The 14,154-nt window shown below is 66.5% G+C and carries 14 protein-coding genes; 6 read left to right on the top strand and 8 right to left on the bottom strand.

The genetic code is table 11. From position 1 onward, the window contains the following. On the bottom strand, positions 1-1,833 hold the full coding sequence (locus AC1DRP_RS16095) for a cytochrome c biogenesis protein DipZ (RefSeq protein WP_441504690.1): 1,833 nt from the start codon (positions 1,831-1,833) through the stop codon (positions 1-3). Positions 1,834-1,844: 11 nt separating this feature from the next. Next, entirely contained in the window at positions 1,845-2,327 is a 483-nt protein-coding gene (gene msrB / locus AC1DRP_RS16090; protein WP_441488839.1) for a peptide-methionine (R)-S-oxide reductase MsrB, read from the bottom strand. Between the two features lie 441 nt (positions 2,328-2,768). Here msrB and AC1DRP_RS16085 point away from each other — a divergent pair, with 441 nt between their 5' ends. Together AC1DRP_RS16085 and AC1DRP_RS16080 are read left to right on the top strand one after the other, a co-directional pair. Then, on the top strand, positions 2,769-3,056 hold the full coding sequence (locus tag AC1DRP_RS16085) for a type II toxin-antitoxin system RelE/ParE family toxin (protein WP_441488613.1): 288 nt from the start codon (positions 2,769-2,771) through the stop codon (positions 3,054-3,056). Beyond that, positions 3,056-3,358, top strand: a complete 303-nt coding sequence (locus tag AC1DRP_RS16080; RefSeq protein ID WP_441488612.1) for a HigA family addiction module antitoxin — start codon at positions 3,056-3,058, stop codon at positions 3,356-3,358. The genes AC1DRP_RS16085 and AC1DRP_RS16080 overlap by 1 nt, the downstream gene beginning before the upstream one ends. 6 nt (positions 3,359-3,364) lie before the next feature. Here AC1DRP_RS16080 and AC1DRP_RS16075 read toward each other — a convergent pair whose 3' ends face one another. Next, positions 3,365-4,267, bottom strand: coding sequence for a LysR family transcriptional regulator (locus AC1DRP_RS16075; protein WP_441504689.1), 903 nt, complete (start codon positions 4,265-4,267; stop codon positions 3,365-3,367). A 103-nt stretch (positions 4,268-4,370) separates the two neighbouring features. Here AC1DRP_RS16075 and AC1DRP_RS16070 point away from each other — a divergent pair, with 103 nt between their 5' ends. Further along, positions 4,371-5,786 carry an aldehyde dehydrogenase family protein gene (locus AC1DRP_RS16070; protein WP_441504688.1) on the top strand — a complete coding sequence of 472 codons (1,416 nt, stop codon included), beginning with the start codon at positions 4,371-4,373 and terminating at the stop codon, positions 5,784-5,786. Between the two features lie 64 nt (positions 5,787-5,850). On the opposite strand, the gene AC1DRP_RS16065 is transcribed toward AC1DRP_RS16070, so the two are convergent. Together AC1DRP_RS16065 and AC1DRP_RS16060 are read right to left on the bottom strand one after the other, a co-directional pair. Beyond that, positions 5,851-6,762, bottom strand: a complete 912-nt coding sequence (locus tag AC1DRP_RS16065) for an SDR family oxidoreductase (RefSeq protein ID WP_441504687.1) — start codon at positions 6,760-6,762, stop codon at positions 5,851-5,853. A gap of 67 nt (positions 6,763-6,829) precedes the next feature. Next, positions 6,830-7,570, bottom strand: a complete 741-nt coding sequence (locus AC1DRP_RS16060; protein ID WP_441504686.1) for an SDR family oxidoreductase — start codon at positions 7,568-7,570, stop codon at positions 6,830-6,832. 113 nt (positions 7,571-7,683) lie between these two features. Here AC1DRP_RS16060 and AC1DRP_RS16055 point away from each other — a divergent pair, with 113 nt between their 5' ends. Next, positions 7,684-8,577 (top strand): LysR family transcriptional regulator, encoded by an 894-nt coding sequence (locus tag AC1DRP_RS16055; RefSeq protein WP_476768959.1) that lies wholly within the window; start codon positions 7,684-7,686, stop codon positions 8,575-8,577. Between the two features lie 184 nt (positions 8,578-8,761). On the opposite strand, the gene AC1DRP_RS16050 is transcribed toward AC1DRP_RS16055, so the two are convergent. Continuing rightward, on the bottom strand, positions 8,762-8,959 hold the full coding sequence (locus tag AC1DRP_RS16050) for a hypothetical protein (protein WP_441504684.1): 198 nt from the start codon (positions 8,957-8,959) through the stop codon (positions 8,762-8,764). A gap of 240 nt (positions 8,960-9,199) precedes the next feature. Between AC1DRP_RS16050 and AC1DRP_RS16045 the strand changes: the two genes are divergently transcribed. Then, entirely contained in the window at positions 9,200-9,724 is a 525-nt protein-coding gene (locus AC1DRP_RS16045) for a hypothetical protein (protein ID WP_441504683.1), read from the top strand. Between the two features lie 120 nt (positions 9,725-9,844). Beyond that, on the top strand, positions 9,845-10,648 hold the full coding sequence (locus AC1DRP_RS16040; protein ID WP_476768958.1) for a lipid II flippase Amj family protein: 804 nt from the start codon (positions 9,845-9,847) through the stop codon (positions 10,646-10,648). 187 nt (positions 10,649-10,835) lie between these two features. Here AC1DRP_RS16040 and AC1DRP_RS16035 read toward each other — a convergent pair whose 3' ends face one another. Then, positions 10,836-12,440: an ABC-F family ATP-binding cassette domain-containing protein gene (locus AC1DRP_RS16035; RefSeq protein WP_476768957.1), complete on the bottom strand. Its 1,605-nt coding sequence runs from the start codon at positions 12,438-12,440 to the stop codon at positions 10,836-10,838. Between the two features lie 370 nt (positions 12,441-12,810). After that, a complete protein-coding gene (locus AC1DRP_RS16030; protein WP_441504680.1) occupies positions 12,811-13,983 on the bottom strand; it encodes a mandelate racemase/muconate lactonizing enzyme family protein in 1,173 nt (390 codons plus the stop codon). Positions 13,984-14,154 lie beyond the last annotated feature (171 nt).

Genomic DNA, 14,154 nt, shown 5'->3' with positions numbered 1-14,154 from the left:
TCAGCCGAAGGTGAAGGCATAGGCCTGTACGCCGGGGTCGAGGAAGCGGATCTCGAACAGGCGATCGCCGACCTCGCCCTTCTGGCGTATGAGCTGGTGGAGCCGCTGCTCGCTCACAATCCCCTGGCCGTCGGCATCGCTGTCCATGCCATGGTCGTCGCCGGGCGGGGCGCCGTCGATGGTGACGCGAAAGCGCACCGGTTTGCCATCCGCTCCCGGGCCGAGAACCAGATGCAGGTCGCGCGCATGGAAGCGGAAGCCGATGCTACCATCCTTGTCGTCCAGCGCGGCGTGCTCCGCACCGATCGTCCAGCCGCCTGACAGGCCCCATTCATTGAGCCGGGGCTGGCCCAGCGCATAGGTCCGGTGCGTGTCCTGGACGATCCCGCCGGGCGAGACGAAGTTTTCCGCCCGCTCATAGCCCAGATAGGTCTCCGGCGAGCGGACATTGCCGGCATCGGATGCGGCTTCCGCGCCGACGGCCTTGACCGCAACGAGTTCTGTCGGCGTACCGGTCCTGCCGGCCTCGGCCAGCAGCGTCTGGATCACCCGTTCGGAGGCGTCATAGTCCCCCTCGCCGAACTGATGGTGGCGGACCCGGCCTCGCGCGTCGATGAAGTAATGCGCCGGCCAATAGCGGTTCTTGAAGGCGCGCCAGATCGCAAAATCATTGTCGATCGCGACGGGGTAGCCGATCTGAAGATCGTTCACCGCCTTCTTGACGTTGCCGATGGTCTTCTCGAAGGCGAATTCCGGCGTATGCACGCCGATCACCATCAGACCCTGATCCTTGTACTTCTCGGCCCAGGCGCGGACATAGGGGATCGTCCGCAGGCAGTTGATGCAGGAATAGGTCCAGAAATCGATCAGGACGACCTTGCCCTTGAGCTGCTCATTGGTCAGCGGCGGCGAGTTCAACCATTCGACCGCCCCCGCCAGCACCGGCATCACGCCCTCGACKGGCAGTTCGTCACTCGCCTGCGCAGGCTTGCCCTGCATCATCATGGCGTTGCCGCCCGTCATGGCCGGGTTCGCGGCCATCATGGCGGGGTTGGCGCCCGTCATCGCCGGGCCGCCCTGCATGGCCACCGGGGACTGTCCGGGCGCCTCTGTTTCCGGCCGGAGCCGGTCGACCAGCCGTTGCTCCAGCGCCGATGTGCTCGCCAGCGAGACGCGTGTCAGGAAGCCGGTGTCGAGCCCGAGCGCGATCGCCGCGACCGAAGCCAACACCGCAACACCCATACCCCGCCGTAGCCACTCGCCGGCGCCCAGCGAGCGCTTCATGGCGGAAAAGACCCGGCCGCCGACCAGGAGCGCCAATGCGAGCGAGGTTGCAGCTCCGGCGGCATAGGAGAGCAGCAGGAGCGAAGTGCCGGCATTCGCCCCCTGCAGGGCCGCTCCGGTCAGGATCAGTCCGAGAACCGGCCCGGCGCAGGGCGCCCAGAGCAGGCCGGTTGCGACGCCGAGCAGCAGCGAAGGCGCGACTGCGCCCTTGCCCTGTTCCGCCTGCTCGGAGAGGCGGCCGCCGAGCGCCACCAGCGGGCGTGTCGCCCAGTCCGAAAGGGAGGGGAACAGCAGCGCGAGCCCGAAGACGGCGAGCAGGCCGATTGCGATCAGCCGGCCATATTGGTTGGCTTCGACGGCCCAGCTGCCGCCGACKGCCGCCAGCGTCGCGATGCCGGCGAAGCTCGCGGCCATGCCGACGAGCATCGGCAGCCCGCTGCGCAGGAAGGGCTGGCCCGCACGGGCGAAGACGAAGGGCAGGACAGGCAGGATGCAGGGGCTGACGATCGTCAGCACACCGCCGAGATAGGCGAGCAGGAACAGGGTCATCGCTGCCGCTCTCAGGCCGCCATCGGCTTGAAGGTCATGGAAACGCCATTCATGCAGTAGCGCAGGCCGGTAGGCTTCGGACCGTCGTTGAAGACATGGCCCTGGTGGCCGCCGCAGCGGCTGCAATGCACGCTCGTGCGCTGCATCCCGAGCGAGTTGTCGGTCTCGGTGCCGACCGCCTTGTCCAGGGGCGCCCAGAAGCTCGGCCAGCCGGTGCCGCTGTCATATTTCGTGGTCGAGGAGAAAAGCGGCTGGTCGCAGCCGGCGCAGGCGAAGTCGCCACGGCGCTTCTCGTTCAGCAGCGGGCTCGTATAGGGGCGCTCCGTGCCGCTCTGGCGCAGGACGGCRTATTGCTCGGGCTTGAGCAGGCGGCGCCATTCGGCGTCGGTATGGGTGACGGGGAAGGTCACCTCGGAACGCGCGATGAGGGCCAGCAAGGGCGATGATGCCGCCGCAAGGCCTGCGCTTCTCAGCAGGATATGTCGCCTCGTCATCATGGTGCTGGCCTCCCGCTCCGGGATTCCTGTGTCCCCGAACAAGCTAGCGACGAGACCGCTATTCTTCCATGGGCATAGCGCTCACCGCGCGACCATGTGATCGCTGCGTGATGTCGCAATCTCATCCCGGCCGGCTATCGCGAAGGGGCGATGACACGGGGCCGCGAACGGCCCGGCGCTGTATCCATGAGGGCGCAACGCGGGGCCGCTACACGCATTGCGAGAAGCCCGCGCCGAAGGCACTCCCGCCCCGCGGCGGCCAACGGGACGGATGCGGCTGGACCAGATCGGCACCACGTCAATCGCAGCCGGGCGGGGCTTCCGGAGCTGGGGCAATGTCGCGGGGGCAGGATGGCACGTCTACAAGCCAGCTGCGGCTTGCCTTCTGGGTGTAAAGCGACACTTGACGCGTGACGGCTGCGGGCCTACATCGTCGGCGTGGACATCGAGAGCATCAGGCATAAGGCGCTCCGGACGTTCGCGGAGACAGGGAGAGCCAAGGGGGTGCCTGGCAATCTCGTCGGACGACTTCGGAATATGCTGGCCTATCTGGCCGTGATCGAGGCAGTCGAAGAACTGAACATTCCGCCCAATTTCGGCGCTCACCTTCTGACTGGCGATCGCTCTGGCGTTTGGTCGCTCACGGTCACGAAGAACTGGCGAATGACCTTTCACATCAACGAGGCGGGCGCGATCGAGGACATCGATCTGGAGGATTGTCACTGATGGCCATCAAGCTTCATCCAAGCTTCGCCGTCCACCCGGGGGCGTGGCTTAAGACCGAGTTCGTCCTGCCGCATGGGCTGAGCGTAACCGTCACCGCGGAGAAGTTGGGCGTGACCCGTCAGGCCATGAGCAATCTTCTGAACGGCAAGGCCGGCTTGTCGGCCGAGATGGCGATCCGCTTCGAGAAGGCGTTCGGCGTCCGCGCCGATACGATGCTGCGGATGCAGGCGGCGCATGATCTCGCCGAGGCCAGGGCCCATGAAGACGACATCAAGGTGCAACGGATCGCCGTGGCTGCCTGAGGCCGTCTATTTGCGGCTCCGTTCATTCGTCTCCCGGATCAGCGCGATCAGCGCGCGCAGGCCCGCCGGGACGTGCCGGCGGCCGGGATAGTAGAGACAGAGGCCGGGAAAGGGCGGGCTCCAGTCCTCCAGCACCGGGATCAGTGCCCCTGAGGCGATATGCGGTGCGACCGACCATTCGCTGAGATAGGCAAGACCGGTCCCGGCCAGGGCCGCCTCCAGCATCAGGGTCATTTCGTCGAGGGTGAGTGATCCCGGCACATCGATCTCGACCTGCTCGCCGCGCTGCTCGAACTCCCAGTGATAGATCGCGCCGCTCGCCATCCGCGCGCGGATGCATCGGTGCTGGAGCAGGTCGCCCGGCACGACAGGCCTGGTGCGCCCCTGGAAATAGCCGGGCGATCCGACCACGACCTGTCGCAAGGCGGGGCCGATCGGAACCGCGATCATGTCCTGCGGGACCGTCTCCGCCAGCCGGATACCGGCGTCGAAGCCCTGTCCGACGATGTCGACCAGGCGTCCCTCGGTGACGAGCACCACGTTCATGTCCGGGTAGCGCCTGAGATAGTCCAGGATCACCGGCGTCAGGACCATTCGCGCCGCGCCGGCCGATGTGTTGATCCTCAGCGTGCCGGCCGGGGTTTGCCGATGGCTGTTGATGCCCTCGATCGCGCCGCTGATCTCGGCGAGCGCCGGAGCGATCCGGGCGATGAATTGCTCGCCGGCATCGGTCATCGCAACGCTTCGCGTCGTTCGGTTGAACAGCCGCACCCCCAGTCGCGCCTCCAGCGCAGCCACAGCATGGCTCAGCGCCGAGGAGGACATGCCGAGTTCGGTTGCGGCTGCCCGGAAGCTGCCGAGCCGCGCAACGGCGGCGATCGCGTCGTATTCGCCGAGGCCTGTCTTCATTGTCCCGAATTCCGCATCACTTCATGCCGCTTTATCCTGATTATCCAATCGATCCGAGCGGCCTATCTCGGCTTCATCAAACCCGAGGCACCGGAGGCCAGCCATGAAGACCATCGACACGATCTATATCGACGGGGCGTTCGTCACGCCGCACGGAACGGAACTCTTCGACCTCCACAACCCGGCGACCGGCCGCGTGATCGGCCAGGTCCAGCTCGGCGACGAGATCGACACCCGCGCCGCGATCGCAGCCGCCAAGCGCGCCTTTCCCGCGTTTTCACGCAGCTCGAGGCAGGAGCGCATCGCCTTGCTCAATCGGTTGGCCGACGCGGTGCAGGCGCGCAGTGCCGAGCTGACCGAGGCCGTGATCGAGGAATATGGGGCGCCCATATCCCGGGCGGAGTGGATGTCGGACTATGCGGTCGGCGGTTTCCGGCTCGCGGCGCAGACGCTGGAGACCTATGAGTTCACCCGCCGGATCGGCTCGGCGAAGGTGACGATGGAGCCGCTCGGCGTCGTCGGGCTGATCACGCCCTGGAACGCCAATGCCGGCTTCATCTGCAACAAGCTCGCGATGGTGATCGCCTCGGGCTCGACGGCCGTGATCAAGCCCAGCGAGATGAGTGCGATCCAGACCCAGATCGTGACCGAGGCCCTGCACGAGGCCGGTGTTCCCGCCGGTGTGTTCAACATCGTCACCGGTCGCGGCGAGGTCGTTGGGGCAGAGATCAGCGCACATCGCGATATCGCCAAGGTCTCGTTCACGGGATCGACCGCGACCGGCCGCGCAATCCTGCGTGCCGGGGCCGAAACGATGAAGCGCGTGACGCTCGAACTTGGTGGAAAATCGCCTATGGTCATTCTCGACGATGCCGATTTCGCTGAAGCCGTGCCCTTCGCATTGATGGCCGGCTTCATGAACAGCGGCCAGGCCTGCATCGCCGGCACCCGTATCCTGGTGCCGCGGGCGAGGCTCGCGGAGTTCGAGGCGGCGATCAAGGCGGCCGTGGCGGAGGTCAGGTCGGGCGCCCCGCGCGATCCGGAAACGGCGATCGGCCCGATGGTCAGCCAACGGCAATGGGACCGCGTCCAGTCCTATATTCGCAAGGGAAGCGAGGAAGGGGCGACGCTCCTAATCGGAGGCGAAGGACGGCCAGAAGAGACGAAGGATGGCTGGTTCGTGCGGCCGACCGTCTTCACCGATGTCCGCAACGACATGACCATCGCGCGCGACGAGATCTTTGGGCCGGTCCTGTCGATCATCCCCTATGGCACCGAGTCTGACGCGATCGCGATCGCAAACGACACCGATTACGGCCTCCACGCCTATGTCGCCGGTTCCGATCCCGCTCGCGCGCAGGCCGTGGCGGACCAGCTGGTCGCCGGGCGCGTCGTCATCAACGGCGCTCCCATGGAGCCGATGGCGCCGTTCGGCGGCTTCAAGCAATCCGGTATCGGGCGCGAGAACGGCGTGTTCGGGCTCGAGGCCTATCTCGAACCCAAGGCGGTGATGGGCTGATCGGGGCAGGCTAGTATCCGGGGCCCGGCTGAACGGCGGGCCCCTGCCTCCACCCGCACGCGGTTCAGGCGTTGATCGCGGGATGGAGCAGGTTTTCCAGGCCGATAGTGCGGTAGATCTCGCGGCGCATGCGGTCGGCGACGCCGTTGACGATCTCCGCGCCGTCCTGCGACGGGTCGACATGGACGCGGAACGGGCGTTTCCCGAAAGGCGCGTCGACGACCCGGACGATCGCGCGGGCGACCTCGTCCGGGTCGGCATCGGCGGGTTCCAGACCGGCGAGGCCCTTGAGCGCCTTGTCGGCGATGCCGGCATAGGGGCCTGACGCATATTCCGCCGCGCGTGCCTCGTCGGCAGGCTTGCCGGAATGGGCGAAGTGGTTGGTGCCTTTGGTGAAGGCGCCGGGCACCATGAAGGTGGTCTCGATGCCCCAGAGCGCGAGCTCGGTGGAGTAGGAGACCGCCAGCGCATCCATCGCTGCCTTGGCGGCGAAATAGGGTGCGAGGAATGGTGGCGTGCCGCCACGCGTCGAGCTTGAGCCGACCCAGACCAGCAGGCCCTTGCCCTGGGCTCTCAGCCGGGGAAGGGCCGCGCGGTTGACGCGCTGCGCGCCGAGCACGTTCACGTCATATTGCTGGATGAACTGGTCGGGGGTGAAAGCCTCCGCCGGCCCGAAGACCATGTGGCCGGCATTGTGGACGATGACGTCGAGCCGGCCGGCTTCACTGATGATCCGGGCGACACCGGCCTCCGCGGACGGGTCCGACTGGACGTCGAGTTCGACCGTGCGCAGATCGACGCCTTCCGCGCTCGCCCATTGCGCCGCAGCCGCGACCTGCGGTGCGTTGCGGCCTTCCGTCTCGCGCATCGAGGCGTAGACGATGTGGCCGGCCCGCGCGAGGGCCTTGGCGGTCATCAGGCCGAAGCCCGAGGAGGCGCCGGTGACGAGGATGACTTGGCTGGACGGGCTGGGCATGACGCTGGTCCCTTGCTGAGCGTGAGATGAAGTGCAGCGGTCCCGGGGAAATCCCGGGCGTGCCGGATCAGATGATCCCGCCATTGGCTCGCAGCGTCTGGCCGTTGATCCAGGCGCCGTCCGGCCCTGCCAGGAACGCGACGGCATCCGCGATGTCTTTGGGCTGGCCGAGGCGTTCGAGCGGGGCGAGCTTCGCGAGGCGGTCGATCACCTCCTGCGGCTTGCCGTCGAGGAAGAGCTTGGTCGCTGTCGGGCCGGGCGCGATCGCGTTGACGGTGATGTTCCGCCCGCGCAACTCCTTGGCGAGGACGCTCGTCATCGCCTCGACCGCAGCCTTGGTCGCGGCATAGACGCCGTAGCCCGGCTGCAGCAGGCCGACGACGCTGGACGAGAAATTGACGATCCGGCCGCCATCGCGCAGCCTCCGGGCGGCTTCGCGCAGGGTGTTGAAGGTGCCTTTCAGATTGACCGCGATCTGGCGCTCGAACAGGGCGTCGTCACTGTCTGCGATATTCGCCAGGGTCATGATGCCGGCATTGTTGATCAGCACATCGACGCCGCCGAAGGCGGCCTCGGCGCTGTCGAACATGCGACGCACCGCCTCGACATTCGTGATGTCGGCCTGGGCGGCGACGGCGCGACCGCCCGCGGCCTCGATCCGGGCGACGAGCGCCTCGGCCGACGCGGCATTGCCGGCATAGTTCACCACCACGGTGAAGCCGTCCTTGGCGAGACGCTCGGCAACCGCAGCGCCGATGCCGCCTGAGGCGCCCGTCACGATCGCGACCTTGCTGCTCGGGTTCGTCATGGTCTTTCTCCTTGGCTCACTGCCGGTGTCCGGCGGCTGTGAGGGGAGAATGGACGTTCCCTTGCGCGGGATAATCAGCCATTATCCGGCATCACTATTCGAACAGGCGAATAATGGACCGCTTCGATGCCATGCGGGTCTTCACCCGGATCGTGGAGCGCCGCAGCTTCACGCAGGCCGCCGAGGATCTCGGCCTGCCGCGCTCATCGGTGACCGATGCGGTCAAGGGGCTGGAGGCGAGGCTGGGCGTGCGCCTGCTGCAKCGGACGACCCGACAGGTCAGCCCGACGCTCGACGGCGAGGCCTACTACCGGCGCTGCCTGGCGCTGATCGCCGATCTCGAAGATGCGGAAGGCGCTTTTGCCGGTGCCAAGCCGAGCGGCCTGGTGCGGATCGATGTCCATGGCACGCAGGCCCGGCATTTCCTGCTGCCGGGGCTGGGCCGCTTTCTGGAGACCTATCCCGGCATTCGCCTGCATATCGGCGAGGCGCATCAGGCTCTCGACCTCGTCCGCGAAGGGTTCGACTGCATCCTGCGGGCGGGCCCGCTCGTCGACAGTCCCCTGATCCGGCGCAAGCTCGCGGAGCTCGGCCGCGGCACCTTCGCGAGCCCCTCCTATCTCGAACGCTTCGGCGAGCCGCGGACGCCGGACGATCTGGAGCATCATCGCATCATTGGCCTGTTCGCTCCCGATGCGGCGAGCGTCAGTCCGCTGGTTTTCACCGAGCGCGACCGGGAACGGCAGATCACCCCGCCTTCCGTGGTGACCGTGACCGGCCCCGAGACGAATGTCGCCTGCGCCTGCCTCGGCCTCGGGATCATTCAGGTCCCGCGCTACCGCGTCGCACCCGAACTGGCCAGCGGCGCGCTCGTCGAGATCCTGGCGGACTATCCTCCGACCCCGTTGCCCGTCCATGTCCTCTATTCGCATACGCGCCAGCTTTCGCCGCGCGTGCGCGTCGCCATCGACTGGATGGCGGAACAGTTCCGGTCCCGCACCATGTAGGGCGGGGAGGCCGCTTGTTGGTATGGTGACGGGGGCGTGGCGCGCCCGAAACCGAGCCTATGATTCTCAAACAGCAGCATCGGCTGCCACCGCCGAAGCGCAGGCACCAGGCGCTGCCCCGTTCATGGCGGTGGGGAGCTCCTGTGCGTTGGGCCCGGCGGCCGCAGTCGGGCTCAGAACCGTTTCAGGCCCTGTGCCGAAGCGTGCGCAACTGGCGCTCGAGAAGCATCAGCCGGATGCCGTGCTGTTTCTGAATGCGGCACATGTCTTCGAGTATGGCCAGCAATTGTGCCATATTGACACCGGCTCGGGCTGGCTCGGGCTCAAGGCCAAGCCGCTGAAACAGGGAGGGGTTTTCGACCAGGCGAGGCATATCCGGCATGGTGTGATCCTCATTTCTGGTGCCCATTGGGCTGTCTTCACGGCCCCGAGGTGTTCCATTCCGGAACACCTCACGCCCGCACCACATGCCCAGCAAGAACGCCGCCAGACATGTCTGGGCCCTCCGCGCGAACCTTCGGCTCAGGACGGCGTTCCGATTGAACGGGGCCAAGGCGCCTGCCGGGAACCAGCCGGCGCAATCTTGGTTCAGTCCAAGGCGCATCAAGCGAGGACGGATCTGATGACACGCACGATCATCCGCTCATTCGACGACCCTGCCGATGCCGAGACTGCCATCACGAGACTGGAAGCAGCAGGCCTGCCGCCAGATGACATCAGCATCATTCGCTCCCCCACAGCGACCATCAGCAAAGATGCCTCCCGGGGAGCCGAGCTCGGCGGCGCTGTCGGCGCGGGCGCGGGCCTTCTGGCCGGGGTGGCAGCACTTCCCCTGCCTGGTATCGGGCCGGTTCTGGCGGCCGGGTGGCTGCTCGGCACATTGGCCGTCGGCACCACGGCCGGCGCCGCAGCCGGAAGCCTGATCGGGGCGCTGACCGGCGCCGGACTGAGCGAGGACGAGGCCCATTTCTACGCGGAAACGATCCGGCGCGGCAGCACGGTGGTCTCGGTCCGCACCTCCGATTCCCATGCCGCGGTCATCGAGAAGATCCTGGATGGAGCCGGTCCGATCGATGCGAAGGCGCGCCGCGGCGAATATGAGCGGGCAGGCTGGAGCCGCTTCGACGAAACGACATCGCCTCCGTGACGCCGCCTCGAGGCGGCCGTCCTCTGAAAGGAGAGGCAAAGCCGGGGTCATGGCTGAGGCTCGGTCGGCATGATAGCGCTGGGCCCGGGACAGGGATCACGGCCGCCTGGGGAGGGAACCATGGATTTTCAGTTGGCGCTCATCATTGGGCTGACCTTCGTGATCCACCTGATCGGCACGCTCGCCTATGCCTTCAGGATTGCGGGCATCCGCACCGGCCACATCGCCATCGCGTTCTCCCTCTTCAACGTTCTCGTCCTGATCTCGCGGACTTCAAATTCATTTCAGGGRCCATTCCTGGCCAAGCGTGTCGAGAACGCCATCAAGAGTCCCATACTCCATGATCTTCATTTCGATTTCGCGCTGATCATCGCCAGTGCCTCGGCCGCCACCTTGATCGGTGGCCTGCTGATCCCGACCTTTCAACGCTACTCGACGATCGCGGTGTCGAGCTTCAAACGAAATCGTTCGATGCCGCGCCTGTTGGCGCGCTCTCTGACGCCACGCGGCGTTTCCCTCCTCGGGACATCGGCCAAGATCCCGAGCTACCAGAATCTCTATCTTCTCAAGCTCCCGACAGATGTTCCCGTGTCGGTCATCCTGATGAATTTCGTAGCCAGTGCGCTTTGGACCGTTGGCGTGCTGGCGGCGATCTATGCCGGAACGATCGATCCGGACTTGCGCGTGACTGCGAGCACGCTGTCCTCAGTGATCAACGGCGTCGCGACGATCATGATGTTCATCCTGATCGATCCCTATCTTGCGGCCCTTACGGACGACACCGTCAGCGGAACCTCGGATGACGGCTTCTTCCGAAAGCTCGTGGTCTGGATGATTGCCGGGCGTTTGGCGGGAACCATCGCTGCTCAGGCCATTCTGGTGCCTGCTGCGCAGTTGATCGTCTGGGTCGCCAAGGCAATCTAGCGCCCGTTGCCTGAGCTCCAACAGTGGGGGGCAAGCTGACTGATCGAGTGCTGCCCGCCGACCCTCGCCAGCAGCGGCGGCCTGACGGCTGCATCGGCCATCATGCGAGACAGGCTTCGCCGCCCGCCGCGACGATCTCCTCCTCGCACATGCTCCGATGCGGCGCCGGTCACCTTGCTTCCGCTCGCTAAGACAGTGTGGTCGCTCTCCCCGACGGCAGTTCCAGCCGCCGGGAGATTTGCGACGCCTCCAGGAGTGCTTCGTCGTGGCTGACGACGACGAGCGCGCCGTCATAGGCGCGCAGCCCGGCCTCCACAGCCTCGATCGAGTCGATGTCCAGATGGTTCGTCGGCTCGTCGAGCAGGAGCAGCGGAGGAGGGGTCTTTCCGCCGAGAACGCAGGCGAGGCCGGCACGCAGCATCTGTCCACCGCTGAGGGACAAGACGCGCTGAAGCGCGGCATCGGCCCTGAACATGAAGCGGGCGAGCGCGGCCCGGCAGGCATTTTCGTCGGCCTGCGGATTGATCCGAAGGAAATTGTCCCTGATCGAGAGCGCTGGATCGAGCAGGCTGACGCGCTGGTCGAGCATGGCGAAACCGGTCAGGACGCGGACGCTCCCCGCCCAGGGCCGCAACTGTCCGGCGATCAACGCAAGCAAGGTCGTCTTTCCCGAGCCATTGGGGCCGGTGACGGCCAGGCGCTCCGGGCCGGTCACCGTCAGGGAGAGGTCGCGGAGAATCGGCCGCTCCCGCTCATGGCCTGCGCTGACGCGATCGATCGTCAGCACGGTTCTGTTCGCCGGCAGCCCTGTCGAGGGCAGGGTTACAGAGAGCGGCTGCAGAATCTCGATGCGCTCGCGTGCGGCAGTCGCGGCCGCCAAGGCCTGCGAGCGTCTGTCCTCGGTGAGGCGGGCATTGCCGCCTCCGCTGTCTTCGCTGCGATCCTTCAGCAGGCCCAGGGCGATCCGTGGCATGCCGCCCTTCGCACCTGTCCTGCGGCCGGCCCCGTCCTTGCGGGCCTTGCGTTCGGTTGCCGCCTGGGCCTCGCGGGCCAATTCGGCGAGATGTTTGTCGGCGTCCGCGAGATCGTGCTGCGCGGCGGCGAGCTCGAGCGCCTTGCGCTCGCGATAGGCGCTCCAATTGCCGCCATAGCGCGTCGCGCCGAGAGAGGTCAGCTCGACGATGGCATCCATGGTCTCGAGCAGTTCGCGATCATGGCTCACGACGATGGCACCAGAGCGCCAGTTGGCGAGGAGATCGATCACGGCGCTCCGGCCTTCCCGGTCGAGATTGTTCGTGGGTTCGTCCAGCAGGAGGAAATCGGGTTCCGCGAAGATAAGCGCAGCGAGGCTGGCCCGCGTGCGCTGCCCGCCGGAGAGGGCAGTCAGTCGCGCCTGCGGTTGCACTTCAAGCCCAACCTGGGCGAGGGCGGCCGACAGGCGCGCCTCAAGCGTCCAGTCGGCTTTCCCGAGTTCGTCGATGGTGGCTTCGCCGGCCGCGGCACGGTGCAGGAGCGCCAGCGCCTCAGTCGCTCCAAACAGCCCCGCGATCGTTTCGTCGGGATTGATCTGGACGGCCTGGCGCAGGACGCCGAGCGTTCCGCTCACAAAAACGCGCCCCGACTGGGGGGAGAGTTCGCCAGAGGTCAACCGGAGAAGCGAGGTCTTTCCGATGCCGTTACGGCCGACGAGGCCGACGCGTTCCGGCCCGAAACTCAGGTCGAGGTCAGAGAGGAGAGAGCGGCCGTCAGGTGCCGACAGCGTCAGATGGGACAGGATGATGGAGGCAGGCATGAATACGGATCTCCCCGGGGGCAAGGCGGACTGGCTTTGCGGTCGGGGTGAAATCCATGGCTGCAGACATCCTGTGGGAACTGATAACGGGCGTTATCTAGCTCCGTGATCCCTCCGGATCAAGCGTCGTACGGAGGCTTTGCATTGCACGCCGGGTCTGGACGGTCGCGCTTTTGGCACAGCCGGAGCTGGGCGAACAGGACAGGGGGCTGTCAGCTAAATGTCAGCTTGCTGAGTGTATGTTTCTCCCAGCGCGGCACATCTTCAGCCCCCCAGCTCTTGTGTCGCGCTTGCATCGGCCCCGCCGTTTCGCACGATCCGGCGGGGCTTCGCATGTCGGTGCCTTGCCCGCGCGGCCCCAAAGTCTGGCTCAGGCGAAGAGCAGTCCGGGGTTCGGCGTGTAGCGGGCGAGCTTGTCCTGGTCGATGCTGACGCCGAGGCCCGGCCGGTCGGGGATCGTCAGCCAGCCCTCGCCGTCGAGCACGAAGGGCTCGGCGAGGATGCCGTCGACATAGGGGCTGCCGCCAATGAACTCGACCAGATCCGCGCTCGGGAACGCGGCGGCCATCTGCAGGTCGGCTGCGAGGCCGAGCGCCGTGTTCCAGCCATGGCCGATATATTTCACGCCGAAATCGTCGGCCATCCAGGCGATGCGGCGCTGCTCCGACAAGCCCCCGACCTTGGTGACGTCGGGCTGGACGATATCGACGGCGCCGCGCGCCAGCCAGGGCAGGAAGGCCTGGCGCCGCGTCAGCACCTCGCAGCCGGCGATCGGCACCGGCGAACATAGCCGCAGCTCGCGATACTCCTCGATCGCGTCGGGCCGCACCGGCTCCTCGAACCAGCCGACATCGAAATCCGCCAGCATTTCCGCGGTGCGCTTGGCCCATTTGAAGCCATGCGGCCAGAGCGCATCGCTCGCGCCGGCATCGACGAAGAGTTTTGCCTTGTCGCCGGCCGCCTCCCGCGCCGCTCGCACGATCGCTTCGTCGAGCCTGGTGTCCAGCGCCCGGCCGAACGGACCCCAGCCGATCTTGAAGGCGGTGAAGCCCTTGTCGCGATAGGTCGCGATCACCTCGCGCATCGCCGCCGGCTCTTCCATCAGCAGCGAGCAATAGGGTTGCACGCGGCGGCGATAGCTGCCGCCGAGCAGCCGCCCGACGCTGAGCCCGGTCGCCTGGCCGAGAATGTCCCAGAGCGCGATGTCGATGCCGCTGATCGTATGGGTGAGCGTACCGCCGCGTCCCATCCAGAACGTGTTCTGGTGCAGCCGTTCGCTGAGATGATCGGGGGAGAGCGCGTCCTCGCCGAGGTACAGCGGCTCGAGCACCTTGAGCCCGGCCTGCACCAGCCGCCCATCCGTGAACGAGCTGCCATAGCCGATCAGCCCCTGGTCGGTATGGACCGCGATCAGGGCATGGATCGAGTCGTCGGGCCGGATCTCCGCCGACCAGCCGCCCTTGGGGCTCTCACCGAAGAGCGGGGCGGCCTCGATCCGGGTGATCTTGAAGGGGGGCAGGCTGGTAGGGCGCTGGGTCGTCATGGCYAGGCTCGTCTGGGAAACAGTCACGCTTCGTCCCTTTCTGCGCGGCGGCGGGCAATGATGGCTTCGTAATCCATGGCCTGGTTCATCACGGTGATGTGCTCGTCCAGCGCGGCGCGGATCGCCGCGATGTCGCCGGCCTCGAACACCACGAGCAGATCCTGGTGCTCC

Source organism: Allobosea sp. 01N443 (genome assembly GCF_056399325.1).
Note: the sequence above shows the minus strand (reverse complement) of the source record. Positions and strands in the feature narration are given on the sequence as shown.